Genomic DNA, 25,414 nt, shown 5'->3' with positions numbered 1-25,414 from the left:
TATGAGCGACCGTCTGCATCAGATTGTTGACCTCCTCGTGGCCGCTGTCATCGCCGGCACGTCGACGTTCATCTGGAGTTTCGTCCTGCCGACGGGGCTGGCGCTGACACTCGCGGGGATGTTCGCGGCGATGTACTACTTCTCGCGCAACCCCTGGGGGTCGACTCGCGGCGAGGCGTACAACGAATGGATCGACGACCTGTACGACCGCTTTCTGCCATAGACGCGACCAAACGAACGGTTTCTTATACGTGCCCCTGCTGAGTCACCCACAATGAGCCGAGATACCCAGGAGGTGAGCGGGCGATGAGCGACTCGACCGACGAGGTACGGTCCTACACAGTTCGGCTGGAACTGGTCGACGAGCCGGGCGAACTGCTGCGGGCGCTCGAGCCCATCGCCACCAACGGCGGGAACCTCCTCTCTATCTTCCACGAGCGGGGGAACGTGACCCCGCGGGGCCACATCCCCGTGGAGGTCGACCTGGAGGCGACCCCCGAGCGGTTCGACGGGATCGTCGATGCACTCCGGGACGCGGGCATCAACGTCATCCAGGCCGGGGCCGAGCAGTACAGCGAGGCGCTGACGATCATCCTCACCGGCCACCTCGTCAACACTGACCTCTCGGATACACTTTCGCGGATTCACGAATCTACGGACGCGACCGTGACCGACCTCTCGCTGTCGGCACCGGAGGGGACGGACGACGCCTCCAGCGCGCGCATCCGACTGGCGACCGAGGAAGGGGCGGCCGACGAGACGATGCGTTCGATCCGTGCCGTCGCAGACGACAAGGACCTCCGTGTCATCGAGCCGCTCGCTGCGGGAGGTGACGCATGAGACTCGCCGTCATCGGGGCCGGCGCGGTCGGGTCCAGCGTCGTCGAGCTCGCGAGCGACCACGGCCATTCAGTCACCGCCTTCGCCGATTCCAGCAGCGCCGTCATCGACGGCGACGGTATCGACGCCGCGGCGGCGCTCGACCGGAAGCGGACCGACGGTGTCGTCGGCAGTGACGCACCCGAAGACGCGCTTTCGGCCGAGTACGACGTGCTCGTCGAGGCGACGCCGACGACGCTTGGGGACGCTGAACCCGGCTTCGGCCACATCCGGGCCGCGCTCGAACGGGACCGCCACGCCGTGCTGGCGAACAAAGGCCCGGTCGCCGAGCGGTACGCCGACGTTCGCGCGCTGGAACGCGAGAGCGAGGGGTCGGTGCTGTTCGAGGCCACCGTCGGCGGTGCGATGCCGATTCTCTCGACAATCGACGACTTCGACCCGAGCCACATCACCGCCGTCCGCGGGGTGCTCAACGGCACCGCGAACTTCATCCTCTCGCGGATGGCGACCGAGGGCCTCGATTACGAGCACGTTCTCGCGGAAGCACAGGATCTCGGGGTCGCCGAGGCCGACCCGACCTTCGACGTGGACGGCACCGACGCGGCGCTGAAAGGCGTCATCGTCGCGAACGTCCTGGCCGATAACGGGACGGAGTACACGCTCAGTGACGCCGAAGTCGAGGGCATTCAGGAGATATCCGGCAGTGCCCTCGAACTCGCGCGGGCGGACGGCCGGACCGTTCGGCTGATCGCCGAAGTCGTCGAGGGCTCTGTCCGTGTCGGCCCGCGGCTCGTTCCGGACAACGCGCCACTTGCCGTCTCCGGGACCCGGAACATCGCGCAGTTGGAGACCGAACACGCCGGCCAACTCAACATCTCGGGCCGTGGCGCCGGCGGCCCGGAGACGGCGAGCGCAGTGCTTGCCGACATCGGCCGACTGTAACCGTCCAATAGGCCCCTCAACGCCAGCGCGCCGTTCTTCGCATCCGCTTTTTCCCAGTCACCAGTCCCGTTTGTCACTCCGAGGGACACGAACCCGGCTGTGACTGCCGGCATCGCCCGTTCACTCAACCACGCTATCCGGTACCATAGCACCATGGTATGGCGTGCCGAATCGCAAGAAAGCGCCGGCCTGACGCTTACACGCTTTCGAAATCGTTTTATGAACCACCAGCTAATAAACCCGATACAGCGCCTCTGCGCGTGAGAGATAACAATGAGCGACGAACAACACCAGAACCTGGCCATCATCGGCCACGTCGACCACGGGAAGAGTACGCTCGTCGGCCGACTCCTGTACGAGACAGGATCGGTACCGGAGCACGTCATCGAACAGCACAAAGAAGAAGCCGAGGAGAAGGGCAAGGGCGGATTCGAGTTCGCCTACGTCATGGACAACCTCGCCGAAGAGCGCGAACGCGGTGTCACCATCGACATCGCCCACCAGGAGTTCAGCACCGACGCCTACGATTTCACCATCGTGGACTGTCCTGGTCACCGCGACTTCGTGAAGAACATGATTACCGGCGCGAGCCAGGCCGACAACGCCGTCCTGGTCGTCGCCGCCGACGACGGCGTCCAGCCGCAGACCCAGGAACACGTGTTCCTGGCCCGCACCCTGGGCATCGGTGAACTCATCGTCGCCGTCAACAAGATGGACCTCGTCGACTACGGCGAGTCCGAGTACAAGCAGGTCGTCGAAGAGGTCAAGGACCTCCTCACCCAGGTCCGCTTCGACTCCGAGAACGCCAAGTTCATCCCCGTCTCCGCCTTCGAGGGCGACAACATCGCCAGCGAGTCCGAGCACACGGGCTGGTACGACGGCGAAATCCTGCTGGAAGCGCTCAACGAACTGCCGGCACCGGAGCCGCCGACGGACGCGCCGCTCCGACTGCCGATCCAGGACGTGTACACCATCTCCGGTATCGGGACGGTCCCGGTCGGCCGTGTCGAGACTGGTATCCTGAACACGGGCGACAACGTCAGCTTCCAGCCGTCTGACGTCTCCGGTGAAGTGAAGACCGTCGAGATGCACCACGAGGAAGTCCCGAAGGCCGAGCCCGGTGACAACGTCGGGTTCAACGTCCGCGGCGTCGGCAAGGACGACATCCGACGCGGTGACGTCTGTGGTCCGGCCGACGACCCGCCGTCGGTCGCCGAGACCTTCCAGGCCCAGATCGTCGTGATGCAGCACCCCTCGGTCATCACGGAAGGGTACACGCCGGTCTTCCACGCCCACACGGCACAGGTCGCCTGTACTGTCGAGTCCATCGACAAGAAGATCGACCCGTCCTCCGGTGAGGTCGCCGAGGAGAACCCCGACTTCATCCAGAACGGGGACGCCGCCGTCGTGACGGTCCGCCCACAGAAGCCGCTCAGCATCGAGCCGTCCTCCGAGATTCCGGAGCTCGGTTCGTTCGCTATCCGCGACATGGGTCAGACCATCGCCGCCGGCAAAGTCCTCAGCGTCAACGAGCGATAACGTATGTCCCAGCAGGCACGCGTTCGGCTCGCGGGCACAAGCCCCGAGGACCTCGACGACATCTGCGCCGACGTGCGGGAGATCGCGAACAAGACCGGCGTCGAACTCTCCGGTCCGGTTCCGCTCCCCACCAAGACGCTGGAGGTTCCCACCCGCAAGTCCCCCGACGGTGAGGGGACTGCGACGTGGGAACACTGGGAGATGCGCGTCCACAAGCGGCTCATCGATATCGACGCCGACGAACGGGCACTGCGCCAGCTGATGCGCATCCAGGTTCCCAACGACGTCTCCATCGAAATCGTCCTTGAGGACTGATCCACGGGGGCTGTCGCTTCGCGACAGCGTCGTTGTACCACCCGTCCGAACCGCTGGCCGGGACAGTGTGAATCGCTATCGAAGGCCGCTCTCACGCGCAGGGTTTTTATAACTCCGCGTTCGAGTGGCAGACCACGCGGGCTCGTAGATCAGTGGCAGATCGCTTCCTTCGCAAGGAAGAGGCCCCGGGTTCAAATCCCGGCGAGTCCATACGAGCGAAGCGAGGATGGACGAGTCGGGCCGGCCCACAATCGCCGGCCCGTTTCGCGTTTTCACTTCTTCATTTACTCTGTTTCCTTGATTCGAGAGCTGTGAATCTCTGCGTTGAAGGGGTTTGATTTCGTACATCAAATGCCGGTATGCGCTCGCCTTCACGCTGTTTAGATGATTTTGTCAAACTGGGCGGATGTCTTATGCTGCTAATAATGTAAGAAATATTATATTCCCCTGTAATAGTTTTAACCCCCATGGAAAAACTAAATTTCTCTCAGATAGATATATCTAATAATGGACGACTCAGATTCATCAAATGAAGATGAGAATACTAACGCAGAAGGTCAAGTAACACCAGAATGGATTAACAACGAATCAAAAGCAGCGATTTATTGGCGCGCTAAATATGAAGAAAAGAGCCAAGAAGTTGATGAGCTCCAAGAATTTTTTCAGGAAAATGTAGATGGAAGGGAAGAGAGATTTGTTGAAATAATCAGAAGTATTGGATTCAATAAATCTACAGCTGCATCCAGGCCGGTAGCATCAATGGGTTCTGATATTAATGTTGGACTGACAGCAAAGGATTTAATCGAGGGTATTGAGCCAGTAGTTGCATTAGGGTTGGCTGGTATTACAGCAGCTGGTATCATTGGGACATTCTCATCCAGCGTTCCATCAATCCCGTTATGGGTTACACTGGGCAGTTTGGGATTGAGTTTGGGAACAGGGCTTGACTGGTATCGCCGTAGAAATTCTGCTGATGAATCGAATTCGACCGACCGTATTCCACAGAGGCTGGAAGAACGGATGCCCTGAATCTACTACTCGAAAATCAAATATCCGTCAGGTATTCACTCCGCTGTTTCTGTCGCTCGTGGTGACTTCTCCCATCGTAGTGTTTCTCCAGTACTTCTTGACTCACATCCATACGGTCAGAAACCATTTTCATCGGAACTCCTTGTGTCAGGTGATAGGTGATGGCTCCACGTCGAATCGAGTGTGGAGAGATAGTTGATGGACACTGACTCGCTTTCCCTACGTAGTTTGCAGCGTCACAGTCGGGTATCTCCTTGTCATGTGGACAGTTATCAGCGAGAAGGCAGGGTCGCGTAATGGCATAGATATTGCGACGGACAGTCGTCGCGCTTGCCCTGCCGCGACTCGTTCCCAACAGTGGAGTCCTGCCATACTCATCTTTGACCTTCGGATGCTTTCGGTTCAGAAAGTCCTCGACGACCCTGCAAAGCTCATCTTTCAAACTCACGTACCGCTCTGCACGAAGCTTGTTTTTCAGGGGCGTATCTGCTTTAGGGCGGTGGACTATTTTGAGAAAACCCTTCTCGGAATCGTAGTCTTCTACGTCCAATGCAAGCGCAGTCCCCGTCCGCATACCAGTGTGCCAAAGCAGAAAGAACAAGACATGCTGAAAAGAGGCATATTCGTACTTTTCCAAGTATTCGAGGATAGCATCGGCCCTTCCTGCCGTTACCATCTCATCGCGAGTATCTTCACGGTATTCCAAATCGGGGTGCGGGACTTTCTCGCTGACCCCAGCTGGAATCGCTTCGATATTCTCACAGAATCGAAAGAATACACGGAGCGTGTCCAGCTGCGTTTTCAGCGTAACTTGGTTCACATCCTCCGCGCGCCAGTTCGCATACGCCTGTATTTTCCTACCGGTAACCGAGTTCATGTTGTGGACGTTCTCTGCCTCACACCACTCTAGAAACCGCTCCAGACGGTAGCCATGGTTTTGTAGGGAGAGTTCGGTGAGGTCGCCCTTCCTGCTGTTCAAGTACGATTCTACGGCATCTCTTGGCGTCATTGGTTCCAATGTCATCTCCAGTTGTCCTCGCTGAGTTCCCGAGATTGTCCGGTCCTATCGCAGTTTTCCGCAAGCGGACGTAGCGACGGAATTACGGACGATGCCCGGTGTCCGGGCGGAGGACGGATGGAGTCGCCCGCCCCGAGGGAGCGTAGCGAGGGAGTGGGTCCCCGAGGCCGTTGCGCAGGTTGAGGGTCGTGCCCGAAACCGCAAGACGGCGGAGGGGAGGTTCAAATCCCGGCGAGTCCACTTCTGGCTTATTCGCCATTTTCGGGCGTTTTATAGCCTCCACCGTCTGCTGAGCATAGCGTTACTGAACTCGGGGAGAATTCGTTACGGGTCGTGTCGGGAGTCATCCTTGGCTTGATTCGCATTCTGCGACTCGTGGACACGGGAGATAATCAATCGGGCACTGATTCCAATACGATTCGTCTCGTGACGCCGCCTATATCGGGAGTGACGTAGCCGCGGTGTAGTCAGTCGCACTGATAGGTTCTCCAAAGGTGCTGCACAGAGGACGCGTATTCAGCATTGAGATCCCACCAGACCCCCGGCTTGAATCGGTAGCTACAGACGAATGCCGTACCACTGTGATCAGCGGCCTATCCGGTACCTGTCAGGAGGTTCGTGTTGAATGCAGAGCGTATGTACAGCGGATTAGGTCAGATTGTACGATTGTATACGAACTATGCATCGAAATCTTCTGCATCGAGTCGCGTCGAATCAGCCCTGTGCGTCTCGATAATGTCGTGGGCCCACGACCGAACCACATCGTTTTCACTCTCGATCAGTGTGTACGGCTCGCCGCCGTATTCGGACTGGCTTTTTGCGATATACACCGTCTCGTCGAGGATGATGAAGTTGCACGGCACCTCACCATCGTAGCGGTAGACGTTCGCGCCCGCTTCAACGTACTCGCGCCACCGCGATATCCGCTCAGAATGATCACAGATGTACCTGAATTCGCTGTCGGCGATGACGTGTTCGACGGTCAAATCCCGCTTGGTGACTTCCTCCCGCATGGCGATCTCGAACGCTAACGGCGGGGCGACTGCGACGAGGCAGTAGAATTCCTCCGCATCGCGGAGTCCCTCCGTGTAGTAGACCGTCGGGGCCATCGGATCCGTTGGAGTTGGCCGCCTGACAGTCGCGTCGCTGAATTGGTGCAGGCCAATCGACTCCTCAGGGGCCTGAATCCAAGCCACCATGTCACCGAGTTTTCGGATGGCAGCCATCACGTCGATGAGGGGGATGAACTCATCTGCGACCTGTTCGCCTGTCGGCGTCACGGTGTACTCCCCGTTACTCGTTCGTTCGACCCACCGCCGCTCCTCGAATTCGTTGATGATGCGTCCGATAGTGGTCTTGGCGATGCCCGTCCGTTCGTGTAGTGCCCCCCGTCTAGACGACCTTGACGTCAGAGCGTCCAGCAGTCGCACGCGGTTGGCCGACCGCGCGAGATAGGCGATGTCCTCAAGCGCATCGGCGGGAACGTCATCGAGATCCCCCGCCATGGGTCGTAGTTGTTTGTTCATTGTTATCAAGGTTCGCACCATAGGATGACTCTCACACTATGGGGGATGCATCATGGAGTAAGTGTAGGTAGCCGTCCGACCTCATTATCGATGACGTCATGGAGGACACCTATGGCAACGACCGAACTCGAAGCGACGACTGTCGAAACGTTTAGCGACCAAGTTCGAGGAGACGTACTCCGGCCTCGTGACGATGGCTACGACGAGGCCCGCTCGGTGTGGAACGCGATGATCGACAAGCGACCTGCGGTCATCGTGCGATGTGAGGGGACTGCCGACGTAATCGCAGCGGTGAACTTCGCCCGGGATCTCGACCTGCTGCTCGCAGTCAAGGGTGGCGGCCACAACATCGCTGGCAAGGCCGTCTGCGATGATGGTTTGATGATTGATCTCTCGCCGATGAACGATGTTCGCGTCGATCCAGTGGCACAAACCGCCCGAGTTGGCGGCGGTGCAACGTGGGGGGACTTCGATCATGAAGCCCAAGCGTTCGGCCTTGCGACGACTGGTGGCATCGTCTCGACGACCGGCGTGGCTGGACTGACGCTCGGCGGTGGCCTCGGCCATCTCGACCGAAAGTACGGGCTCGCTCACGACAACCTCCGATCAGTGGATGTCGTCACAGCTGACGGCGAGTTGGTGCACGCCAGTGAGGACGAGAACCCACAGCTGTTTTGGGGCATCCGTGGCGGGGGTGGGAACTTCGGTATCGTCACCTCCTTCGAGTTTGACCTCCACGAGGTCGGCCCCGAAGTGCTCGCCGGCCCGATCATCTATCGATACGAGGACGCTGCCGAGGTTTTTCGCTTCTATCGAGATTTCATGCCTGACGCTCCGGACGAGATACAATGCTACGCGTTCTTTTCGAAGGGATCTGCGGAGTTGGGGCTCCCCGAGTCACTTCACGGCGAAACCATCTTCGTCTTGTTGCCGTCCTATGCGGGCGACATCGCCGCAGGCGAGGAGGGACTCCGACCGCTTCGTGAGTTTGGCGAACCACTCGCCGATGCCGTGCAGCCGATGCCGTACACGGAGTTACAGAGTTTCGTTGACGACCGGTGGGAAGAGGGGTCTCGAAACTACTGGAAGTCCCACTTCTTCGATGAACTCACGGACGAGGCAATCGAAACCATGGTCGAGTACTGTGACTCCTCGGCCCCGTTCACGTCGGTGTTCACCGACGGCTGGTTAGGCGGGGCAATTAGTCGTGCCGACGATGATGCGACGGCATTCCCGCATCGAGACAAGGCGTTTTCGTTCACGATCGGGATGCGATGGACGGATCCCGCCCGAGATGACGAACTCATCGCATGGGCGCGGGAGTTCCACGAGGCACTGGCACCCTATGCGTCCGACGGTGTCTACGTGAACCTACTCGATCAGGACGACTCTGAGCGAGTCCGCGATGCCTATGGAGAGTGGTATGGACGACTCCGCGAACTCAAACGCGAGTGGGATCCGAACAACCTATTCCGGGTGAACCAGAACATCGAGCCCGCCGATTGAGAATCTGCATCTCAGTACTCTCTATATGTTTGTTTTCAGTTATTGACTGAATGGGGCCCTGTATTCAGCACGGATAAGAAAACATTCCTTTTTCACGATAGATTGAGCGGCGGTGACTCCGCACTGTGTATCTCAGGCCTCGGGCAATACCTCTGGATCGAGTGGCTCAGCCTCGGCCCGATACTCCTCGTAGAGCGACTCGGCCCATTCGCGGACAGCCGGATTCTCGGTTTCCAGCAGCCCCGGACCCATCCATTGATTATCCTCAATGTACCCCAACCACAATACTACCGTTTCATCTATGATGTGCATGCTGAACGTGATGCGACCATCGTACAGCCATACCTGATTGGCGAACGAACGCCAGGGGGCTGCCCGTTCCGGGTCGTCAGTGAGATTCTCGATGAATTCGGCTTCGATGATTGCTTCAAACTCCAGCCGTCCCTGGTCAACCAAGTCTGCGAGCGTCCGGACGAATATCTCTGGAGCGTTCTGTGTGAGTCCTCGGTATGTGACGCCGGTTCGGTACAGTTCCAGCGCCCGGTTGAGGTGAGCCTCTGGCCAGTCCTCTGTCGGAACCGTGATATCGGCATCCCGGAAATGGCGGATGTCGAGTTCCCGAGCCGGTTCCGGGAGATAATTGACCGCTTCCCCGAGTTGCTGGACTCCCTGAACTGTCTGCCGATAGGCGCGAAACTTCTCGGTCATAACTTCCCCCATGTACGTGAGTTCATATCGGCTCCCCTCGGATTCCACCCACCCACGCGATTCCCCCTCGTCAAGGATCCGTGCAACCGTTGACCGCGATGCACCCGTGCGCTCGGCGAGGGTACTGCTCGACGTCACCCCATTGGCGAGTGCTTCGAACACTCGGACGCTGTTGGCCGAATTCGCAAAGAACTGGATGGCCTCCAGCGCGGATTCCATGTCATCAGTTGCCATATGCTGAGAATACGGTCACGCCATATCTAATAGTTGGCCCGGAAGAAACACAGGACGGTAGGGGGATACGGAGGTATCCGACGACCGTTGCACAGGGCGCAAACGTTCGCAGGGGTTGGGAACGGATGCACCGAGTAGTAATAACCACTCCTGGCACCGACTCTGAATCGGGTGAGTCAGCCCATGTCGGAAGCCAGCACCACAGAACACGAACAGATGTTGAATACCTACCAAGACTACGAGGACCTCTGGAACGGAGATTTCTCGAAGCTAGACGTGGTTACTGAGTCGATTGTGCTCTCCGATCCGTCTCTCCCCGACGGTGAGCTCCACGGACGCGAGGCATTCGAAGCATACCTCCGTGAGGTTCGGTCGGCATTTCCCGACTGGCACGTTGTCGCCGACGACCTGCTCGTGGATGACGGGATCATTATGAAAGCATGGACGATAACGGGAACGCACAAAGGCGAGTACGAGGGTGTTCCACCGACCGGGCGTGAGATCGAAATCAACGGCATGGCGAAGGATATAATCGCGGAAGGCAAAGTGCAGGAAGCGCGGCTCTACTACGACCCGCAGGAGGTACCCGAACAACTCGGCCTCACGGAAGACTGAGGGCGAACGTTCGGTCACTGTGACTTCCGTGTTCAGCACGCTGATTGTGCCAGATTTTGATACAATAACAATGTCAGTGATGTCTATGATATCACTGTCCTGTTCTCTCACACAAACCACCGGACAGCACGGGGATTAAACGTAATCTTTGAAGCAGCGTAACGAAAGCCCGGCGAGTCCATATTCGGATTTTTCGCCTTCTCAAACTCTCTAACACTACTCTATGGTACCCATGATTGACTCGCTTGGAATTCGTCATGATTCGTGTTGGAAATGCTGCTGGCTCGATTCGTATGATACAGATAGCCAGACTGTGAGAAAATCAATCGCTCATTGAGTTTGATGGAACTCGCTTAACTCACTCTCTCAGCACCGAGGCCGCAGCAAGGTTTAGGTATATACGGAAGCATAGCATGTGTATATGTCCGACGCAGACGCGAGCACGGGAGATGACGGCCCCGAGATGGTGCAAATCAATCTCCGGCTCAGTAAGGCGTTTCTCGACGATATCGACTCGACGTGGCAGGAGCAGGGATTCAACTCCCGGAGTGAGTTCCTCCGCTATGCGGCCCGAGACGCGGTGAAACACCCCGAATTCTCCAGAGAAGGCTGGAAACAGATCGCGGCGAGCGAACACGACCTTCGCTCGGGCAACGCTGAACTCGTGTCGCGCGAAGAAGTCGTCGAGATGATGGACCGGGACGAGGATGCCGAGTAAAGACGACTGGACGTGGAAATTCACGCCACAGGCTGTGGACCAGTTCGACTCGCTCGACCCGCACGTACAGGACCGTCTCGTCTCGAAACTCGACGAGGTTGTCGAGTCAGAATGGCGCGAACCCGACGAGTTCCTCGAACCGCTCACTGGCGGGCCATTTTCGAAACTCCGAGTCGGACAGTATCGACTCGCCTGTACGCTTGACCGAACCGGGTCAGTGCTGGAAGTCCACCGGATTGAACATCGGAGCGGGGCCTACACTGCTGACGACGACTGATTGGACCTGAGCTTAGAACCACAAGGCGACATCGGGATTAATACGATTCTTTCACGTGGTGTGTCGAAACCCCGGCGAGTCCATGTCGATCTTTTCCATCCTCTCAGACCTTCTCACGTTGTCTAACTGTACCCACAATAAACTCTCACCTAAGACCGGTCTGTGAGCGGTGGAGCGTGTCCCCCTGTGGAGGCTCGATGGTGACGTCCGAACGAGTCAGTCGTCAGCATCCGTCCGCGCCCGTCGCTGAATCGCCCGCTCGACGAACTCCTCGGGGAGCTCGTCGATCTCGCCGGCCTGGACTGCCCAGAGGTTGGCGTAGAGGCCGTCGGCAGTGAGCAGGTCGTCGTGGGTTCCGCGTTCCACGATGCGACCGTCCTCGACGACGAGAATCGTATCGGCGTCTTTCACCGTCGAGAGGCGGTGGGCGATGGCGAACGTGGTCCGGTCGGCGGTCAGGTCCTCGAGCGAGCGCTGGATGAGCATCTCCGTCTCCGTGTCCACGTCGCTTGTCGCCTCGTCGAGGATGAGAACCTCCGGGTCCTTCAGAATCGCCCGTGCGATGGCGATGCGCTGGCGCTGGCCGCCGGAGAGTTTGACGCCGCGCTCGCCGACCATCGTGTCGTAGCCGTCGGGGAGGTTGCGGACGAACTGGTCGGCCTCGGCAGCCTTCGCGGCGGCGACGATTTCCGCGTCGGTGGCGTCGAAGGTTCCGTAGGCGATGTTCTCGCGGACGGTGCCATAAAACAGGAACGTCTCCTGGCTGACGTAGCCGATGGCGCGACGGATGCTCTGGATCTGGACGTCCTGGACGTTCTGGCCGTCGATGCGAACCGCACCCGAGTCCACGTCGTACATCCGAAGCAGGAGCTTCAGAACGGTGGATTTGCCCGCGCCGGTCGGGCCGACGAGGGCGACCGTCTCGCCGCCGTCAGCTTCGAAGGAGATGTCCGAGAGCACCGGCTCGTCGTCGCTGTCGTAGCCGAAGGACACGTCCTCGTACTCGACTCGCCCCTCGGTCACGGCAAGCGGCGGCGCGTCCTCGGCCTCTTCGAGGCGGCCGGGCGTGTCCATCAGCCCGAACACGCGCTCCGCGGAGGCGTAGGCCCGCTGGTACATGTTGATTATCTGTCCGAACTGGGCCATCGGCCAGACGAACCGCTGGGTGTAGATGATGAAGGCGACGAACTGCCCGCGGGAGAGGCTCGCCGTCAGCGGCCCGGGTGGCTGCCCGGTGACCATCAGCCCGCCGACGACGAACGTGACGACGAAGCCGATGCCCGAGACCAGTCGGAGGCCGGGGAAGAAGGTGATGCGCGTCTCGATGGCGTCCCAGTTGGCGTCGAGGTAGTCCTCCGATGTGTCCTCGACCCGGTCGGCCTCGTAGGGCTCCGTGTTGGCGGTTTTGATGATCTGGATGCCGCTGAGATTGTTTTCGAGCCTGGAGTTGAGCTTGCCGACCGTCGACCGCACCTCGGCGTATTTGGGCTGGATGGTCTCGATGAACCGCTTCGTGAACACGGCGATAATCGGGACGGGCAACAGCGCGACCAGCGCCAGCTGCCAGTTCATATAGAACAGGTACGTGGCGATGCCGACGACCATGATTATCATCCGCGAGGCGGAGTTGAGCCCGTCGTTGAGGAACTTCTCCAGCCGGTTGACGTCGTTTGACAGCACCGACATCATCTCGCCGGTCTGCTTGTCGGCGAAGAAGTCCATGTTCAGTCGCTGCATCGTCTCGTAGGTGTCCGTGCGGACGGCGTGTTGGACGTGCTGGGCGAACTTGTTCCACCCCCAGTTCCGGCTCCAGTGGAAGACGGCCCCGATACCGAACGAGGCGGCGATGATGCCGGCGGTGAGCCAGAGCTGTGGGCCCTGCCCGCTTGGAATCCAGGCGTCGGGAACCAGAAAGAGCCCGTAGTCGGCCTCCTGTAGAAAGATGGCGTCGATAGCCAGCGCCAGGAGGATTGGCGGCAGCAGGTCAAGCATCCGCGCCGCGATGGAACTGAACAGGCCGACGACGAACGCCCCCCACTGCCCCCGACCGTAGCCGGTGAACAGTCGAAGCATCGGCCGGTCGACGCGTTCCCTGGCGTCCTCGAACACGTCGTCGTCCGAACCCGCGTCGAAATCCATTATCGAGTCCAGGGGCCGAATCCGCAAAAGACCGTCGGGCTACGTTGCTTCGGGCGGCAGCTCGACCCGGTCGCCCACCTCGACGCCGGTCCGGTTGGTCCACCCGCGGTTCACTTCGAGGACGTACTTGCCGTAGCCCGGATACTGCTCGCTGTACTGTTCGCCCTCCGGGGGCGTCGGTGCGTGGTGAATGGTCGTGATGGTCCCGTCGGCGTCGATGAAGATGATGTCAATCGGGAACGACATGTTCCGCATGACGTAGGTGTGCTGGCCCGCCTCGTCGTGGACGAACAGCATCCCCTCGTCGGGTCCGAGCGACGCCGTCTCGCTCAGTCCGACGTACCGCTGGTCGAATGTCTTTGCGATGCGGACCTTGACCGTCCCCAACGGTTCCCCGGCCTCTTGTTCACGGACCGCGACTGTCGTCCCCGGCGTCGGAGCATCCGTCGCGGGCTGTGTTGCAGTCGGCAACGCCGCGTCCGACCCCTCCCGAACCGTCACTGTGCCCTCCTCGTACTCGCCGGTCCCCAGCGCCTCGACCCAGAGCCCGGTCTGGAGTACTACGGCAGCGGCGACGAGAAGGCCGACGAGTCCGAGGACGACTACGGCAGGGCGCTGCATACTCCGTGTGAGGGGCAGGCCGTGGGTAATACTGTCGGTGCCCACTGTCGACCGAGAGAGAAAGCGTTATTCCTGCCGGTGGAAAACGGTGGAATACGGGTCCGTGGTCTAGTTGGTTATGACGTGGCCTTTACAAGGCCGAGGCCGGTGGTTCGAATCCGCCCGGACCCACTGAACTTCTCGCGGCGCTCACTGACGAGCGGCGCGTGTGTGATGCGGCCGGGCGGTTCGAATCAGGGAACGAAGCAGCGCGGAGTGACAGAGGTTCGAATCCGCCCGGACCCATCGATTCTATCGCGAGCGATACGTGAGTGCTGAATCTATTCTCCGAGCGGTTCGAATCCGCCGAGAGAGCCAAGCTCTCCCGATCCCTCGTTCGCTCACGAGTACGCCCGGACCCGTCGATTATGCCGCAACCACTCGTAATTGGTGAGTCTGACCCTATATATCAGGCCGTCTATCTCGACTGATAGTTGCCCGTAACCCATATATCCGGAGTGGTGCTAGTGCGTGTCATGATAGATGGCTCGACGTGTCCGGCCTGTAGCGGGCACGTCTCGACAGCTAATGGCACCGAGTACGAATGCGACGACTGTGGCGAGACGTTCGACAGCGCGGACCTGTTTCTCCCGTAACGGACGGTCGAATCCCAGCCGAGTCCACAGAACGTGCGCCGGCTTTCGAAATGCTTTTTTCTACCCTCGTCATCGCTTGGAGTGCACGCCGCCTTAGCTCAGACTGGGAGAGCACTCGACTGAAGATCGAGCTGTCCCCGGTTCAAATCCGGGAGGCGGCATCATACTCAGAGTTCAAATGCCTGCGGTGCTGCGGGGGAGATTTTTCAGGGTTTCTTGGAACCGATTTATCGACCGCGAGTTGCGACTGTGGTTATATTTCGATCCACATAGGTGGTACTGCGCAGATGATCTCGAATACAGACTCACGTACGTACCTGTGTACATACTCAGGTACACGACTAACCACCCGACGTCTGGTATCGCTCAGAACGCATCAAAATACTGGCCTACTCACTTACCGTGGCAGCGGCATCGAGTCCAGCGGGGCGTCCCTGCTCCCACTCGACAGCGAGGACCGCGTCTTGAAGCGAGTTGAGTCTGTGTTCGACGACGTCCAGTAGATGTGAGTCGATGAACTCCGCCGGTTCGTGTGCGACGGGCGTCGCGCCGTCGTTCACTTGCAGATGAACTGGCCCGAGGTCGTCGTGCGTATCATCCTGGTGCCAGCCGACCAGCAGACTTCGGTCCGGCTCGATCCAGTTGAACCAGTAGTGCTCGTAGGGTTTCCCAGTCTGCAGTTGAAACCCGATTTCGACTCGCGCGGTCGTTACCGGGTACTCGTCGTCATCAAGGAACTGGCGTGTGTCTACCTCAGCGTCGACCCGGTACGGGCCGGCTTCGCGCGGTTCAGCACGCCGTCGTCGAACGTTCTCGAACGTGCCGCCGAGTCGATTCTGGATGCGGTCGTGGAGTCGCTTGCTCTGTAGATTCGTCCGATTAGCGAGGAAAACGACCATTAGGCGAGTGTCGAGTGAGAGTCAGTCCGCGGTGAAGAGAGTTCAACGACGTCATCATACAGTTGGAGGGCGTGTTTCACGAGCCCGAGCTCTGTGTTGATCGCCTCCCACGTGGCGATTACGTTCCGACGCTCACGAAGCTCCGCAGCCGAGAACTCCTCATCCGCAAGTTGTGCCCGGAACTCCTCTAGCGAACTGACCCCGTACTCCGCAGCCAACTCTTCCTGTTCCTCCTTCAGCTCCGTGAGCTGGCTCTCCAATTCGTCACGCGAGTGAGCTTCGATCAGGTCAGTCACTTCGTCAAAGAGCATCCGCACGGGATTCAGGTCGTAGGCTTTCGTCCCGTCGACGGCCGTTTCCGTGACCCAGTCGTCACTCTGCAGCCGCTGGAGTTCATCGTCGGCCGTTGCGCGGGAAACTTCGGCTCGGTCCGCAATCTCTTGTACCGGCGTTGGTTCGTCCAGCAACTCCACGACGTGCCGGACGCGCTCACGCCCGCTCATTGTCTCCGTCCACGACTCCGGGTTCGATTCAGCCATTCGACTAGGTCTTGGACCGTCCAGCTCAAATAATTTATCTTGATTCAGATATTCGAATGATGTGTGGTTCGTCCTCCAGTAGAAGGTGTTGCCGGGATAACAGAGCCTGAAAGTACGAGCATGGTAGCCGTTTCATGTGTATTGGTACCACCCAGCAAGAAATAAGGGACGCCACAGAGTAGTGACGCGTATGATACTCGAACAACCGGGATTCGAATCATCTGACAGCAAGCGCGTGTACCAGCACGTCGAACGGAACGGGACAGTCGAGGCGGCGTCGGTTCGGGACGCGCTCGACATTCCGGAGTCCGAATTCCGGTCGGTGGTCGACGAGCTGACCGAGAAGGAGTACCTCACGGAGCGGAACGGGACACTGGCGCTACAGCTCGACATCGGTGCGGAGCGGGAGTACGAAGCCGACGACATCACATACGTCGTCCGGCCGGCGCGCGACGAGGACTTCGAACAGCTGGTCGATACCATCCAGGAGATTACGGACAAACGTACCTACGCAGTGGGTGAAGAACTCGCCGACGAACTCCGGTACGAGGACACTGTGACCCGACACAACAGCGTCTGGTCGCGGGTGTTCTTCGTCGCCACCGTCGACGAGTACGTGGTCGGGTGGTCGCATCTGGACCTGCCCCATTCGGACAAACTCCGGGAGACGGCACAGCTCACCGTCGGGGTCCGCGACGAGTACCGCGGCTACGGCATCGGGAAGCGGCTGCTGGACCGGGCGCTGGCGTGGGCCGAGGCGAACGGCTACCGGAAGGTGTACAACAGCGTCGCGAGGACCAACATGAACGCGGTCACGTTCCTCGAACAGCAGGGCTGGGACCGGGAGGCCGTGCGCGGGGACCACTTCACTATCGACGGCGAGCCGGTCGATGAAGTGATGCTCGCGTACACGTTCTGAGGGAGTGACCCGAATACTCACGGGCCGGGGAATTCGCCCGCGACGAGGGTCCACCACTCGACGAACTGCGTCCGTTCGTAGAGGCCGAGAAGCCGCGCCGACGCGTCCGACTCGGAGATGCTCGCGAGCATCAGCGGCGACCCGAGCGTCCGTGTCTCGACGACGTCGAACGAGCCGGAGACGAGGTCGGTGACGGCGTCAGCCGAGAGGTGACCGTAGATGTCGGTGTCCTCGTCCAGCAGACCCAGCCGGAACGCGGCACCCTTGGTGAGTTTCCGGTACAGCCCCGGCGTCCCTTCGAGCAGGGCGACGCGGCCGCCGGGACGGAGCACGCGGGCGGTTTCGCGGAGGATGTCGGGGCGGTCCGCAGGCGGGACGTGGTGGAGAAACCGGCGCCCGATGACGGCGTCGAAGGGGTCGTCGTCGAACGGTAGAGCGCGGGCGTCACCGGCCAGCGCCGGCTTGCGGACGGTTTCGGCGTTCGACGGCCAGCCCTCCAGCCCGACATCGGCGCGGGGGTGCATGTGCTGTCCGAACGCGAGTTCGAGGGTCCGACCGGCCGGGAGATACTCGGCGATCAGGGCGTCGTGTCGATCGTAGATTCGGTTCAACAGCGGGTGGTTCCGGACGTTCCGCGGCCGCTCGACTATTGCGCCGTCCTGAACGTCCCAGGTCGCTTCGGACATGTTACCGCCTCACAGTACACAGTCGTCAGCGGTCCTATGAGGCTATAGAGCCGGTAAACCGGACTATCGAGGTGATAAGATGTCAGCAATAGCCAGTCACTATCCGGATAACAGGTTTCTAAGGTGTGCTGTCAGGGATGTCAATTTAAAAACGGCAGTCGGGTAACCGGGAGAGGGTCTATTCGATATCGATCCGACGTGCGTCGTCGGCGGCGTCGTCCATACGCGGGAGCGCGATCTCGAGGACGCCGTTGTGGTAGGTGGCGGTGATGTCCTCGTCCACGACCGGTTCGGGAAGGGCGACCCGTTCGGCGACCCGTCGGCTGTGCCGGCGAGCGCCGTCGCTGGTCTCCTCGGCGACCGTGCTTTCGCCATGGATGCTGAGGACGCCGTCCTCGAAGCGGACGGCGAGGTCGTCCCGCTCGAAGCCCGGGAGGTCGACCATCACGGCGTACCCGTCGTCTGTCTCGTCGACGTGGAGGTTCGTGTCGATGCCGTGCCGGCTGTGGCCGCTTCGGAGTGTGTCCGTGCCCGGTCGGTCGTCGTGGCGTCCCGAACCGTCGTCCATCCGGCGGCCGAGACTGTCGTCGGTCCAGCGGCCCGGACTGTCGTCCATCATTGTCCGTCGCGTCTGTGCGAAGAGTCGGAGCATCGTCTCGAACGGGTCGTTGCTGTGTGTCATAATCACCTTATATAGGCTAGTACAGATAGTAACAGTTGCGTAACATGTGCTACCACGGGGACCCCGCGCCTCGGGCGAGCGTTCGGCCGTGCCGAGAGTGCGTGATGAGATGCCGTAGCGGAACTATTTTGACAGGCGTACAGCTAGAATAGCTACAGATACCCGCCGAGTGCCCGGTCCGTCGGTGGCCGGGCGACTGGACACGAAACACACCATGGCAACCGATTCCGGCACCCGGATAGACCCTTCGGCCGACGAGGTATCGAACTACGACTACCAGAACGACAGCGTCGCCCGCTCGGGCCTCGTCGACGACCTGCAGGCGCGCGTCGACGGCGAGGTGCGGTTCGACGAGTACTCGCGGCAGCTGTACGCGACAGACGCCAGTCTCTACGAGGTGCTCCCCATCGGCGTCGTCTATCCACGGTCGACCGAGGACGTGGCCACCGTCATGTCCTACTGCGCCCGGCGGGAGATTCCGGTCCTGCCTCGCGGGGGCGGGACGAGCCTCGCCGGGCAGACCGTCAACGAGGCCGTCGTGCTGGACTTCTCGCGGTACATGAACGACCTCGTCGAAGCCCGGCCGTCCGACCGGCGAGCGCGGGCCCAGCCGGGCATCAAGCTCGGCGACCTGAACGGGGAGCTGGCCGAGCACGGGCTGAAGTTCGCGCCGGACCCCGCGTGGGGCGACAAGAGCGTGCTCGGTGGCGCTATCGGCAACAACTCCACCGGGGCCCACTCCCTGCAGTACGGCAAGACCGACGCCTACATCGAGGAGTGCGAGGTCGTCCTCGCGGACGGCACCGTCACCACGTTCGGCGAGGTCACCCGCGAGGAACTGCGCGACCGGGCGGACCCCGACGGTGACCTCGAAGCCCGGATCTACGCCGAAATCGAGCGGATACTCACCGAAGAGGGCGAGGAAATCGCGAGCCACTACCCGGACCTGAAGCGAAACGTCTCGGGGTACAACCTCGACTGGGTCCTCGAAGACGCACAGGACGGGACCGTCAACGGCGCGTCGCTGCTGGCAGGTAGCGAAGGGACGCTTGCCATCGTCACCGAGGCCGAGGTGTCGCTGGAGCCGATTCCCGAGACCAAGTCGATGGCCCTGCTGGCCTACGAGGGGCTCATCGAGGCGATGGAGGACGTCCCCGACATCCTCGAACACGACCCGGCGGCCGTCGAGGTGCTCGACGACGTGCTCATCAACCTGGCCCGGGACACCGCCGAGTTCGAGGACGTGGTCGGCATGTTGCCCGACGGGACCCGGGCGGTCCTCATCGTAGAGTTCTACGCCGACGACGCGGAGAGCGGCCGGCGGAAGGTCGCCGACCTGCTGGCGGACCGGACGAACGGCGTCGACTCGGTCGCCGACCCGACGGAGGGCCGGGCCGTCGTCGACGCGCCGGTGCGGGCGTTCGACGCCATGGAGGCCCACGACGAGGCAACGCGCGAGACGTTCTGGAAGATGCGCAAGTCCGGCCTCCCCATCCTGCTCTCGCGGACGACCGACGAGAAACACGGCTCGTTCATCGAGGACACCGCCATCCCGCCCGAGAACCTCTCGGAATACGTCGCCGACTTCCAGGACATCCTCGAGGAACACGACACCTTCGCCTCCTTCTACGCCCACGCCGGCCCCGGCGTGCTCCACATCCGCCCGCTCATCAACACCAAGTCCGTCGAAGGCGTCGAGACCATGGAGTCCATCGCCGACGCGGTGACCGACCTCGTCGTGAAATACGGCGGGAGCGTCTCTGGCGAGCACGGCGACGGCCGCGCCCGCACACAGTGGACGGAGAAGCTCTACGGGGCGGACCTCTGGGAGACCTTCCAGGAACTCAAGTCCGCGTTCGACCCCGACTGGCTGCTCAACCCCGGGCAGGTCGTCGGCGTCGACGCCGCTACCGTCGAGTCCGGTTCGATGCCCGAGCGGGCGCGCACGGTCGACATGACCGAGAACCTCCGCTTTTCGCCCGACTACGAGTTCGACGCCGGCTTCGACCCCGCCCTGGAGTGGGACAACGACAACGGGATGCAGGGGATGGTCGAGCTCTGTCACGGCTGTGGCGGCTGTCGCGGCCCGCAGGAGACCACCGGCGGCGTGATGTGTCCGACCTACCGCGCGTCCGAGGAGGAGATCACCACGACCCGCGGTCGGGCGAACATGCTCCGGCAGGCGATGAGCGGCGACCTGCCCGAGGACCCCACCGACGAGGAGTTCATGCACGAGGTGCTCGACCTCTGTATCGGCTGCAAGGGGTGTGCGAAGGACTGCCCGAGCGAGGTCGACATGGCGAAGCTCAAAGCCGAGGTGACCCACGCCTACCACCAGGAACACGGCTCCAGCCTGCGGGACAAGATATTCGCTAACGTCGACGCACTGGCGGGGCTGGGCAGCGCCTTTGCGCCGCTGTCGAACCTCGCGACGAAGGTGCCGGGCGCTCGAACGGTGCTGGAGAAGGCGGTCGGCATCGCCCCGGACCGCACGCTACCGAGCTTCCAGCCGCGGACCCTGCAGGACTGGTTCAGCAATCGCGGTCCGCAGGTCCCGGCTGCGGAAGCCGAGCGGCACGCCCTGCTGTTTCCCGACACGTACACGAACTACAGCCATCCCGAGGTCGGGAAAGCCGCCGTCCGCGTGCTGGAAGCCGCGGGCGTCCACGTCCAGTTGGCCGACCGGACCGACAGCGGGCGACCGGCCCACTCGAAGGGGTTTCTGGACAAGTCCCGAGCGACAGCGCGGGACAACGTGGACGCACTCGTTCCCGCAGTCGAGGACGGCTGGGACGTGGTGCTGGTCGAACCAAGCGACGCCGTGATGTTCCAGTCGGACTATCTGGACCTGCTGTCGGGCGAAGACGTGGAACGGCTCGCGGCAAACGCCTACGGCGTCTGCGAGTACCTCGACACCTTCCGGCTGGACGAGGGGGCCGACTGGGACGTGGCGGGCGAGGCGCTGACCTACCACGGGCACTGCCACCAGAAGGCGACGAAGAAGGACCACCACGCCGTCGGCGTCCTCCGGCGGGCCGGCTACGACGTCGACCCGCTGGACTCGGGCTGTTGTGGCATGGCCGGCTCCTTCGGCTACGAGACCGAGCACTTCTCGATGAGCAAGGCCATCGGCTCCATCCTGTTCGACCAGATCGGGGAGAGCCGCGGCGACACTGTCGTCGCTCCCGGCGCGTCCTGTCGCACGCAACTGGACGACTGGGCGGAAAGCGACGGCGAGCCGCCGCATCCGGTCGAGAAACTCGACGCGGCCCTAGCCTGAGTCGGTCTCGCCCGGCTGGCGAACCGCCTGGACGATGCCGACCGTCTGGCCGACCAGCGCGAACGCGATGCCGGCGAGCAGCGCGGTTTCCGCCGCCGGGAACAGCGCGCCGGCGTAGACGGCCGCGCCGAGGACGCTCAGTGCCGCCCCGACCGTGTACGCCCGCTGTCCCGTCGAGAGAGACCTGCCGGTGTAGTAGAGGGAGACGCCCGGAACGACCATCCATCCCAGTATCGTCGTCGTCAGGAACGGGTCCCGGAGCGGGGCATAGAGCAGTCCGACGATGCCGCCGACGGTGAGCAGGAACCCGACGAGGAGACTGTCGCGCCAGACCCGGAGGACGCCGGCCGCCATCTCCTCCCACGAGAGGACGGCGAAGGCGGCGATGAGGACGGCAGCGACGATGTGGAAGATAAGCACTGTCCGGTCGGTGACCACGTCACGGTGGGCCAGTCCCACCACCGTCCAGGCGAGCGGGATGAGTACGGCCGGACCCTGGGCACGCAAGCGAGGGAACATACCCCCCACTGTGCCCCCCACAGTCAAGAAACGTCGGTCGTGTTGACTCCTCTCACGCCCGCGGGAGTTCGACGACGAAATGCGCGCCGCCCAGGTCGGTGTCAGGGAAGTCCGTGTCGGCTCTGCCAGCCCCGTCGGCGAGAGAGATATCGCCGCCGAAGCTCGTGACGAGTGTCTCGACGAGATGGAGTCCGCCGCCGTGCGTGTCGCCCGCCCGCGGGTCGAAGATGCTGTCACGCCGCGCGTCGGGAATCCCCCCGCCGTCGTCAACGACGTGGACCTCGACGACGTCCTCACCCTCGCGAATCGCGACGAGCACCGACGGGCGGTCGGACGCGCCTGCCGCCGGCTGGGTCGCGTCTGTCCGTTGCGCGTCGCCTTGCAGCGCGGAGCCGTCGGTTTGGGTCCCGCCGGCCGAGAGTTCGGCCGTGGGCGTCCCGTGTTCGACGGCGTTCTCGAGGAGGTTCCGGAGCACCGGACGGGCGGCCTCGTTGGCGTAGGCCGTCGCGCTGTCCGGGGCCTGGAGCGCGATAGCGACGGTGTGTGTTTGCTCGACCCGCTGGATTACCGTCTCGGCGATCGGGACGATGTCGGTCGGTTCGAACGCCGGGTCGGAGCCGAGGGTCTCCGCGACGGCCCCGGCGTTGTCGACCAGGGTATCGAGTTCGGTCACCTGTTCGCTGATCGCGTCCGCTGCCGTCTGTACTGTCTCTGAATCGGCGTTTCGCTTGAGAATCGCCGCCCGGCCGTCGATGACGACCAGCCCGTTCGCGATGTCGTGTCGGAGCAGGTCGTTGACGAACGACAGCGTGTTCGCGGTCCGGGTCGCGCGGCTGGCGTCCTGATGGGCTCGAACCGCGAGCGCGCCCGCGACGAGGCCCGTGACGGCGCCCGTATCCATCGCCAACAGGGTGACGAACACCGGTTCAGCGACCGTTCGGCCCTCCATCGAGCGGACGAGGACGCTCAATCCGATGATAGCCCCGACTGCGACACTCCCGACGGCGCTCCAGACGAAAACTGTCCATATCTGCTCTCCCGGCATCGACGCCGAGACGAGCCGATAGCTGCCATACACCAGCACCAGCGGGAGCAGTCCGTCGAGGGCCAGTGCGAGCACGGGGCCGCCGAGTTGCCCGATGCGCTGTGTCTCGAGGCCGAGGTGCCAGACGACGGCTGCACCCGCGAGGGCGAGGCCGAAGCCAGCGAGCAGCCACGGCGCGAGACGACCCCGCACGGGACGGGACATAGTTACGGGTCGTGTTCACGAGTCTAATTCTATTTGGTTAGGAGGAGGGTAAGCTCGAACCCGACGCCGAGGCATCTATATCTCGGTCGGCGGACGCAGCGACGCGTGTGGTATGCCAGTGTTACACACTGAGTAATCGCTAGACAGCGGGCGGTTTCCGCTGTTTGTCACTGGAGCGTCGTACCGACACTGTTATCCGTGGTGCTGGCATCTCTTTGGTTGCAATGGCGAAAGGAACGGTTGATTTCTTCAACGACACTGGCGGTTACGGTTTCATCGACACTGAGGACGCGGACGAAGACGTCTTCTTCCACATGGAAGACATCGGCGGCCCGGACCTCGAGGAAGGACAGGAGCTCGAATTTGACATCGAGCAGGCGGACAAGGGTCCGCGCGCCAACAACGTCACACGGCTCTAACAATGGCGACAGGCACTGTTGACTTCTTCAACGACACTGGTGGTTACGGCTTCATCGAGACCGACGATGCGGACGAAGACGTCTTCTTCCACATGGAAGACGTCGGCGGCCCTGACCTCGAAGAGGGGCAGGAAGTCGAGTTCGACATCGAGCAGGCGGACAAGGGTCCGCGTGCGACCAACCTCACGCGACTGTAAGACGGCTTCTGTCTACAGTCTAGCACTATAATCACTTGTCAGCGGTTACGGTGTACAGCGGTGTACACGGTACTGTCGCTGGCATGCACACAACCGACCGCGAGCGACTCGCCCGGTCGGGGCATGTCACTGCTCGACGAGTGGTGACGCCGCCCGGTAGACAATCTCCATCGGCAGACCTACCGCGTCTCGCGGCGGCTCGGGCGGCAGCGTGTACAGTTCCCCGTCGCCGGGTTGGGCCGTGTACGCGAGGGCGACGGCATCGAGTACGTCGTCGACGGCGACCGACGCGCCCCCCGTCGCTTCGGCGGCTTTCTGGACCGTCGGGGCCGCGTCGCGGTCGTAGTGGGCCAGAACGCGCATCCGCTCGGCGTAGCCCCCGGCTGTGTGCTTCGAGTAGCGAAGCGGCTCGTCGCCGAAGGCCCGGAAACAGACCTCCGGGTGCGATTCCCGGATGACCGCGGCGGCTTCGGGCAGTTCCTGCAGGAGTTCGTCGACCCGGGCGAGGCTGTCGCTGCGTGCGAACGCCCGCTCGGAGAGTTCGTGTCCGGTCTTGCGCCTGTGGACGCGGGTGGCCGTCGAGTAGCGCTGTTTCCGGGTTGCCTCTCGCACCGGCGACGTGCGGACCGCCGCGCTGCGCTCACCGAGCACTGACCGGGCGAGTTCGTCACACCGGCGGTCCGGGTCGCCGGAGTCCACGAGTCCGACCGGCACCCCGACCAGAATCAGGCGGGCGCGCTCGTCGTAGGCTGCCCAGCACTCGCCGATCCCGTCGAACACCGACGCGTGGTCGAAGCCGTCGCCGGTGAACGCGACGGCGACCCAGGACTCGTCGCTCCGGTCGACGCCGACGTACAGCGGTTCGGCCATTACCGATATTCGGTCGGACGGGCGCAAAAGTGTATCCCGAGGTGTTTCCTGGCCGACCGGTCCGGCCCCGAGCGGTCGGCCGCCCCCGGCGACGGGCCGTTACGACCGCCCGAACTCCGTGAGGTCCTGCAGCGGCACCAGCCGGTGTTCCATCGCCGGCCTGGTGTAGCCGGCCGATTCCTCTGAGACGCCGCTTGTGAACACCAGCAGCTTCTGCTGGAGGACGTGGGGCACGCCGTCGGTGTCGCGGATGATGTCGACCGAGCGCCACGCTTCGTCTTCCATGCGCCGACAGCACACGCCAGAGCCACCTGTCTCTTTCCCCGTCAGGAGTCCGGTCCGACGAAGATAGTCCGGAGTCGCGCACCGCAGTCCGGACAGCACAGCGTCTGCCAGCGGTCGTTGTCGAGATCGCCGAACGTCTCCCGGCGGATCGCCTCCTCGACGGTGACCGACCGGCCACAGGTATCACACTCCAGGGCCATGCGGCAGAG

At 61.9% G+C, this 25,414-nt stretch carries 28 protein-coding genes and 3 tRNA genes; 17 read left to right on the top strand and 14 right to left on the bottom strand.

The features are described 5' to 3' along the window. Nucleotide 1: 1 nt before the first annotated feature. The 7 genes from KZ498_RS02540 to KZ498_RS02510 all read left to right on the top strand — a co-directional run bounded on the left by KZ498_RS02540 (nucleotide 2) and on the right by KZ498_RS02510 (nucleotide 4,664). A complete protein-coding gene (locus tag KZ498_RS02540) occupies nucleotides 2-223 on the top strand; it encodes a hypothetical protein (protein ID WP_004515429.1) in 222 nt (73 codons plus the stop codon). An 83-nt stretch (nucleotides 224-306) separates the two neighbouring features. Beyond that, on the top strand, nucleotides 307-840 hold the full coding sequence (locus KZ498_RS02535; protein WP_312616531.1) for an amino acid-binding protein: 534 nt from the start codon (nucleotides 307-309) through the stop codon (nucleotides 838-840). Further along, nucleotides 837-1,781: a homoserine dehydrogenase gene (locus KZ498_RS02530; protein ID WP_312616529.1), complete on the top strand. Its 945-nt coding sequence runs from the start codon at nucleotides 837-839 to the stop codon at nucleotides 1,779-1,781. The genes KZ498_RS02535 and KZ498_RS02530 overlap by 4 nt, the downstream gene beginning before the upstream one ends. A 273-nt stretch (nucleotides 1,782-2,054) precedes the next feature. Further along, nucleotides 2,055-3,320, top strand: coding sequence for a translation elongation factor EF-1 subunit alpha (tuf, locus tag KZ498_RS02525; protein WP_312616528.1), 1,266 nt, complete (start codon nucleotides 2,055-2,057; stop codon nucleotides 3,318-3,320). 3 nt (nucleotides 3,321-3,323) lie between these two features. Further along, nucleotides 3,324-3,635, top strand: a complete 312-nt coding sequence (gene rpsJ / locus KZ498_RS02520) for a 30S ribosomal protein S10 (RefSeq protein WP_004515425.1) — start codon at nucleotides 3,324-3,326, stop codon at nucleotides 3,633-3,635. A 138-nt stretch (nucleotides 3,636-3,773) separates the two neighbouring features. After that, nucleotides 3,774-3,845 (top strand) — tRNA-Ala (locus KZ498_RS02515). A gap of 297 nt (nucleotides 3,846-4,142) precedes the next feature. Continuing rightward, a complete protein-coding gene (locus tag KZ498_RS02510; RefSeq protein ID WP_312616522.1) occupies nucleotides 4,143-4,664 on the top strand; it encodes a hypothetical protein in 522 nt (173 codons plus the stop codon). 16 nt (nucleotides 4,665-4,680) lie between these two features. Here the strand turns inward: KZ498_RS02510 and KZ498_RS02505 are convergent, their stop codons facing one another. Next, nucleotides 4,681-5,688, bottom strand: coding sequence for a site-specific integrase (locus KZ498_RS02505; protein WP_312616520.1), 1,008 nt, complete (start codon nucleotides 5,686-5,688; stop codon nucleotides 4,681-4,683). Nucleotides 5,689-6,359: 671 nt separating this feature from the next. After that, on the bottom strand, nucleotides 6,360-7,187 hold the full coding sequence (locus tag KZ498_RS02500) for a hypothetical protein (RefSeq protein WP_312616518.1): 828 nt from the start codon (nucleotides 7,185-7,187) through the stop codon (nucleotides 6,360-6,362). A 132-nt stretch (nucleotides 7,188-7,319) separates the two neighbouring features. On the opposite strand from KZ498_RS02500, the gene KZ498_RS02495 reads away from it, so the two are divergent. Further along, complete coding sequence (locus KZ498_RS02495) at nucleotides 7,320-8,714, top strand: FAD-binding oxidoreductase (RefSeq protein WP_312616516.1); 1,395 nt, start codon at nucleotides 7,320-7,322, stop codon at nucleotides 8,712-8,714. Nucleotides 8,715-8,846: 132 nt separating this feature from the next. On the opposite strand, the gene KZ498_RS02490 is transcribed toward KZ498_RS02495, so the two are convergent. Beyond that, on the bottom strand, nucleotides 8,847-9,656 hold the full coding sequence (locus tag KZ498_RS02490; RefSeq protein WP_312616515.1) for a helix-turn-helix domain-containing protein: 810 nt from the start codon (nucleotides 9,654-9,656) through the stop codon (nucleotides 8,847-8,849). 183 nt (nucleotides 9,657-9,839) lie between these two features. Here KZ498_RS02490 and KZ498_RS02485 point away from each other — a divergent pair, with 183 nt between their 5' ends. The 3 genes from KZ498_RS02485 (at nucleotide 9,840) to KZ498_RS02475 (ending at nucleotide 11,266) form a co-directional block, all read left to right on the top strand. Further along, nucleotides 9,840-10,271 carry an ester cyclase gene (locus KZ498_RS02485; protein WP_312616514.1) on the top strand — a complete coding sequence of 144 codons (432 nt, stop codon included), beginning with the start codon at nucleotides 9,840-9,842 and terminating at the stop codon, nucleotides 10,269-10,271. 421 nt (nucleotides 10,272-10,692) lie between these two features. Next, on the top strand, nucleotides 10,693-10,989 hold the full coding sequence (locus tag KZ498_RS02480; RefSeq protein ID WP_312616513.1) for a ribbon-helix-helix domain-containing protein: 297 nt from the start codon (nucleotides 10,693-10,695) through the stop codon (nucleotides 10,987-10,989). Continuing rightward, a complete protein-coding gene (locus tag KZ498_RS02475; RefSeq protein ID WP_312616512.1) occupies nucleotides 10,979-11,266 on the top strand; it encodes a type II toxin-antitoxin system RelE/ParE family toxin in 288 nt (95 codons plus the stop codon). Before KZ498_RS02480 ends, KZ498_RS02475 begins: the two co-directional genes overlap by 11 nt. A 216-nt stretch (nucleotides 11,267-11,482) precedes the next feature. Here KZ498_RS02475 and KZ498_RS02470 read toward each other — a convergent pair whose 3' ends face one another. Next, nucleotides 11,483-13,405: an ABC transporter ATP-binding protein gene (locus tag KZ498_RS02470; RefSeq protein ID WP_312616510.1), complete on the bottom strand. Its 1,923-nt coding sequence runs from the start codon at nucleotides 13,403-13,405 to the stop codon at nucleotides 11,483-11,485. Between the two features lie 39 nt (nucleotides 13,406-13,444). After that, nucleotides 13,445-14,026 (bottom strand): DUF192 domain-containing protein, encoded by a 582-nt coding sequence (locus tag KZ498_RS02465; RefSeq protein WP_312616508.1) that lies wholly within the window; start codon nucleotides 14,024-14,026, stop codon nucleotides 13,445-13,447. 97 nt (nucleotides 14,027-14,123) lie between these two features. Between KZ498_RS02465 and KZ498_RS02460 the strand changes: the two genes are divergently transcribed. Both KZ498_RS02460 and KZ498_RS02455 read left to right on the top strand, forming a co-directional pair. Further along, nucleotides 14,124-14,197 (top strand) — tRNA-Val (locus tag KZ498_RS02460). Nucleotides 14,198-14,748: 551 nt separating this feature from the next. After that, a tRNA-Phe gene (locus tag KZ498_RS02455) sits at nucleotides 14,749-14,822 on the top strand. A 228-nt stretch (nucleotides 14,823-15,050) separates the two neighbouring features. On the opposite strand, the gene KZ498_RS02450 is transcribed toward KZ498_RS02455, so the two are convergent. Together KZ498_RS02450 and KZ498_RS02445 are read right to left on the bottom strand one after the other, a co-directional pair. Then, nucleotides 15,051-15,560, bottom strand: coding sequence for a hypothetical protein (locus tag KZ498_RS02450; protein ID WP_312616506.1), 510 nt, complete (start codon nucleotides 15,558-15,560; stop codon nucleotides 15,051-15,053). After that, the gene (locus KZ498_RS02445) at nucleotides 15,560-16,099 is read right to left on the bottom strand and encodes an ArsR family transcriptional regulator (protein ID WP_312616504.1); all 540 of its coding nucleotides are present in this window, start codon (nucleotides 16,097-16,099) and stop codon (nucleotides 15,560-15,562) included. Before KZ498_RS02445 ends, KZ498_RS02450 begins: the two co-directional genes overlap by 1 nt. Nucleotides 16,100-16,289: 190 nt before the next feature. Between KZ498_RS02445 and KZ498_RS02440 the strand changes: the two genes are divergently transcribed. Beyond that, nucleotides 16,290-17,018: a GNAT family N-acetyltransferase gene (locus tag KZ498_RS02440; protein WP_312616503.1), complete on the top strand. Its 729-nt coding sequence runs from the start codon at nucleotides 16,290-16,292 to the stop codon at nucleotides 17,016-17,018. A gap of 17 nt (nucleotides 17,019-17,035) precedes the next feature. On the opposite strand, the gene KZ498_RS02435 is transcribed toward KZ498_RS02440, so the two are convergent. Both KZ498_RS02435 and KZ498_RS02430 read right to left on the bottom strand, forming a co-directional pair. Beyond that, a complete protein-coding gene (locus tag KZ498_RS02435; protein ID WP_312616502.1) occupies nucleotides 17,036-17,704 on the bottom strand; it encodes a methyltransferase domain-containing protein in 669 nt (222 codons plus the stop codon). Nucleotides 17,705-17,882: 178 nt separating this feature from the next. Further along, nucleotides 17,883-18,386, bottom strand: a complete 504-nt coding sequence (locus tag KZ498_RS02430; RefSeq protein WP_312616501.1) for an Hsp20/alpha crystallin family protein — start codon at nucleotides 18,384-18,386, stop codon at nucleotides 17,883-17,885. Nucleotides 18,387-18,600: 214 nt separating this feature from the next. Here KZ498_RS02430 and KZ498_RS02425 point away from each other — a divergent pair, with 214 nt between their 5' ends. After that, on the top strand, nucleotides 18,601-21,666 hold the full coding sequence (locus KZ498_RS02425) for an FAD-linked oxidase C-terminal domain-containing protein (RefSeq protein ID WP_312616499.1): 3,066 nt from the start codon (nucleotides 18,601-18,603) through the stop codon (nucleotides 21,664-21,666). Here KZ498_RS02425 and KZ498_RS02420 read toward each other — a convergent pair. Next, on the bottom strand, nucleotides 21,658-22,185 hold the full coding sequence (locus KZ498_RS02420; RefSeq protein ID WP_312616498.1) for a hypothetical protein: 528 nt from the start codon (nucleotides 22,183-22,185) through the stop codon (nucleotides 21,658-21,660). The genes KZ498_RS02425 and KZ498_RS02420 overlap by 9 nt on opposite strands. A gap of 52 nt (nucleotides 22,186-22,237) precedes the next feature. Continuing rightward, a complete protein-coding gene (locus KZ498_RS02415) occupies nucleotides 22,238-23,434 on the bottom strand; it encodes an ATP-binding protein (protein ID WP_312616496.1) in 1,197 nt (398 codons plus the stop codon). 224 nt (nucleotides 23,435-23,658) lie between these two features. Between KZ498_RS02415 and KZ498_RS02410 the strand changes: the two genes are divergently transcribed. After that, nucleotides 23,659-23,853 (top strand): cold-shock protein, encoded by a 195-nt coding sequence (locus tag KZ498_RS02410; protein WP_004515390.1) that lies wholly within the window; start codon nucleotides 23,659-23,661, stop codon nucleotides 23,851-23,853. 2 nt (nucleotides 23,854-23,855) lie between these two features. Further along, nucleotides 23,856-24,050, top strand: coding sequence for a cold-shock protein (locus KZ498_RS02405; protein WP_053967073.1), 195 nt, complete (start codon nucleotides 23,856-23,858; stop codon nucleotides 24,048-24,050). A 126-nt stretch (nucleotides 24,051-24,176) separates the two neighbouring features. Here the strand turns inward: KZ498_RS02405 and KZ498_RS02400 are convergent, their stop codons facing one another. From KZ498_RS02400 to KZ498_RS02390, 3 genes are all read right to left on the bottom strand, one after another. Continuing rightward, complete coding sequence (locus KZ498_RS02400; protein WP_312616472.1) at nucleotides 24,177-24,920, bottom strand: DUF429 domain-containing protein; 744 nt, start codon at nucleotides 24,918-24,920, stop codon at nucleotides 24,177-24,179. A gap of 99 nt (nucleotides 24,921-25,019) precedes the next feature. Further along, nucleotides 25,020-25,205 (bottom strand): hypothetical protein, encoded by a 186-nt coding sequence (locus KZ498_RS02395; RefSeq protein ID WP_312616470.1) that lies wholly within the window; start codon nucleotides 25,203-25,205, stop codon nucleotides 25,020-25,022. Between the two features lie 41 nt (nucleotides 25,206-25,246). Next, a complete protein-coding gene (locus KZ498_RS02390; RefSeq protein WP_312616469.1) occupies nucleotides 25,247-25,405 on the bottom strand; it encodes a hypothetical protein in 159 nt (52 codons plus the stop codon). Nucleotides 25,406-25,414: the final 9 nt, after the last annotated feature.

The sequence above is a fragment of the Haloarcula sp. 1CSR25-25 genome (assembly GCF_032027985.1).
Taxonomy (GTDB): Archaea; Halobacteriota; Halobacteria; order Halobacteriales; family Haloarculaceae; genus Haloarcula.
Note: the sequence above shows the minus strand (reverse complement) of the source record. Positions and strands in the feature narration are given on the sequence as shown.

What these genes read in the sequence shown, in the direction of transcription:
- KZ498_RS02415 (WP_312616496.1), bottom strand. Translation starts at nt 23,434, where the DNA reads ATGTCCCGTCCCGTGCGGGGTCGTCTCGCGCCGTGGCTGCTCGCTGGC.
- KZ498_RS02410 (WP_004515390.1), top strand. Translation starts at nt 23,659, where the DNA reads ATGGCGAAAGGAACGGTTGATTTCTTCAACGACACTGGCGGTTACGGT.
- KZ498_RS02465 (WP_312616508.1), bottom strand. Translation starts at nt 14,026, where the DNA reads ATGCAGCGCCCTGCCGTAGTCGTCCTCGGACTCGTCGGCCTTCTCGTC.
- KZ498_RS02535 (WP_312616531.1), top strand. Translation starts at nt 307, where the DNA reads ATGAGCGACTCGACCGACGAGGTACGGTCCTACACAGTTCGGCTGGAA.
- KZ498_RS02420 (WP_312616498.1), bottom strand. Translation starts at nt 22,185, where the DNA reads ATGTTCCCTCGCTTGCGTGCCCAGGGTCCGGCCGTACTCATCCCGCTC.
- KZ498_RS02395 (WP_312616470.1), bottom strand. Translation starts at nt 25,205, where the DNA reads ATGGAAGACGAAGCGTGGCGCTCGGTCGACATCATCCGCGACACCGAC.
- KZ498_RS02495 (WP_312616516.1), top strand. Translation starts at nt 7,320, where the DNA reads ATGGCAACGACCGAACTCGAAGCGACGACTGTCGAAACGTTTAGCGAC.
- KZ498_RS02400 (WP_312616472.1), bottom strand. Translation starts at nt 24,920, where the DNA reads ATGGCCGAACCGCTGTACGTCGGCGTCGACCGGAGCGACGAGTCCTGG.
- KZ498_RS02505 (WP_312616520.1), bottom strand. Translation starts at nt 5,688, where the DNA reads ATGACATTGGAACCAATGACGCCAAGAGATGCCGTAGAATCGTACTTG.
- KZ498_RS02470 (WP_312616510.1), bottom strand. Translation starts at nt 13,405, where the DNA reads ATGGATTTCGACGCGGGTTCGGACGACGACGTGTTCGAGGACGCCAGG.
- KZ498_RS02440 (WP_312616503.1), top strand. Translation starts at nt 16,290, where the DNA reads ATGATACTCGAACAACCGGGATTCGAATCATCTGACAGCAAGCGCGTG.
- KZ498_RS02490 (WP_312616515.1), bottom strand. Translation starts at nt 9,656, where the DNA reads ATGGCAACTGATGACATGGAATCCGCGCTGGAGGCCATCCAGTTCTTT.
- KZ498_RS02390 (WP_312616469.1), bottom strand. Translation starts at nt 25,405, where the DNA reads ATGGCCCTGGAGTGTGATACCTGTGGCCGGTCGGTCACCGTCGAGGAG.
- KZ498_RS02430 (WP_312616501.1), bottom strand. Translation starts at nt 18,386, where the DNA reads ATGACACACAGCAACGACCCGTTCGAGACGATGCTCCGACTCTTCGCA.
- KZ498_RS02485 (WP_312616514.1), top strand. Translation starts at nt 9,840, where the DNA reads ATGTCGGAAGCCAGCACCACAGAACACGAACAGATGTTGAATACCTAC.
- KZ498_RS02480 (WP_312616513.1), top strand. Translation starts at nt 10,693, where the DNA reads ATGTCCGACGCAGACGCGAGCACGGGAGATGACGGCCCCGAGATGGTG.
- KZ498_RS02425 (WP_312616499.1), top strand. Translation starts at nt 18,601, where the DNA reads ATGGCAACCGATTCCGGCACCCGGATAGACCCTTCGGCCGACGAGGTA.
- KZ498_RS02510 (WP_312616522.1), top strand. Translation starts at nt 4,143, where the DNA reads ATGGACGACTCAGATTCATCAAATGAAGATGAGAATACTAACGCAGAA.
- KZ498_RS02405 (WP_053967073.1), top strand. Translation starts at nt 23,856, where the DNA reads ATGGCGACAGGCACTGTTGACTTCTTCAACGACACTGGTGGTTACGGC.
- rpsJ (WP_004515425.1), top strand. Translation starts at nt 3,324, where the DNA reads ATGTCCCAGCAGGCACGCGTTCGGCTCGCGGGCACAAGCCCCGAGGAC.
- KZ498_RS02475 (WP_312616512.1), top strand. Translation starts at nt 10,979, where the DNA reads ATGCCGAGTAAAGACGACTGGACGTGGAAATTCACGCCACAGGCTGTG.
- KZ498_RS02500 (WP_312616518.1), bottom strand. Translation starts at nt 7,187, where the DNA reads ATGGCGGGGGATCTCGATGACGTTCCCGCCGATGCGCTTGAGGACATC.
- KZ498_RS02450 (WP_312616506.1), bottom strand. Translation starts at nt 15,560, where the DNA reads ATGGTCGTTTTCCTCGCTAATCGGACGAATCTACAGAGCAAGCGACTC.
- KZ498_RS02540 (WP_004515429.1), top strand. Translation starts at nt 2, where the DNA reads ATGAGCGACCGTCTGCATCAGATTGTTGACCTCCTCGTGGCCGCTGTC.
- tuf (WP_312616528.1), top strand. Translation starts at nt 2,055, where the DNA reads ATGAGCGACGAACAACACCAGAACCTGGCCATCATCGGCCACGTCGAC.
- KZ498_RS02445 (WP_312616504.1), bottom strand. Translation starts at nt 16,099, where the DNA reads ATGGCTGAATCGAACCCGGAGTCGTGGACGGAGACAATGAGCGGGCGT.
- KZ498_RS02435 (WP_312616502.1), bottom strand. Translation starts at nt 17,704, where the DNA reads ATGTCCGAAGCGACCTGGGACGTTCAGGACGGCGCAATAGTCGAGCGG.
- KZ498_RS02530 (WP_312616529.1), top strand. Translation starts at nt 837, where the DNA reads ATGAGACTCGCCGTCATCGGGGCCGGCGCGGTCGGGTCCAGCGTCGTC.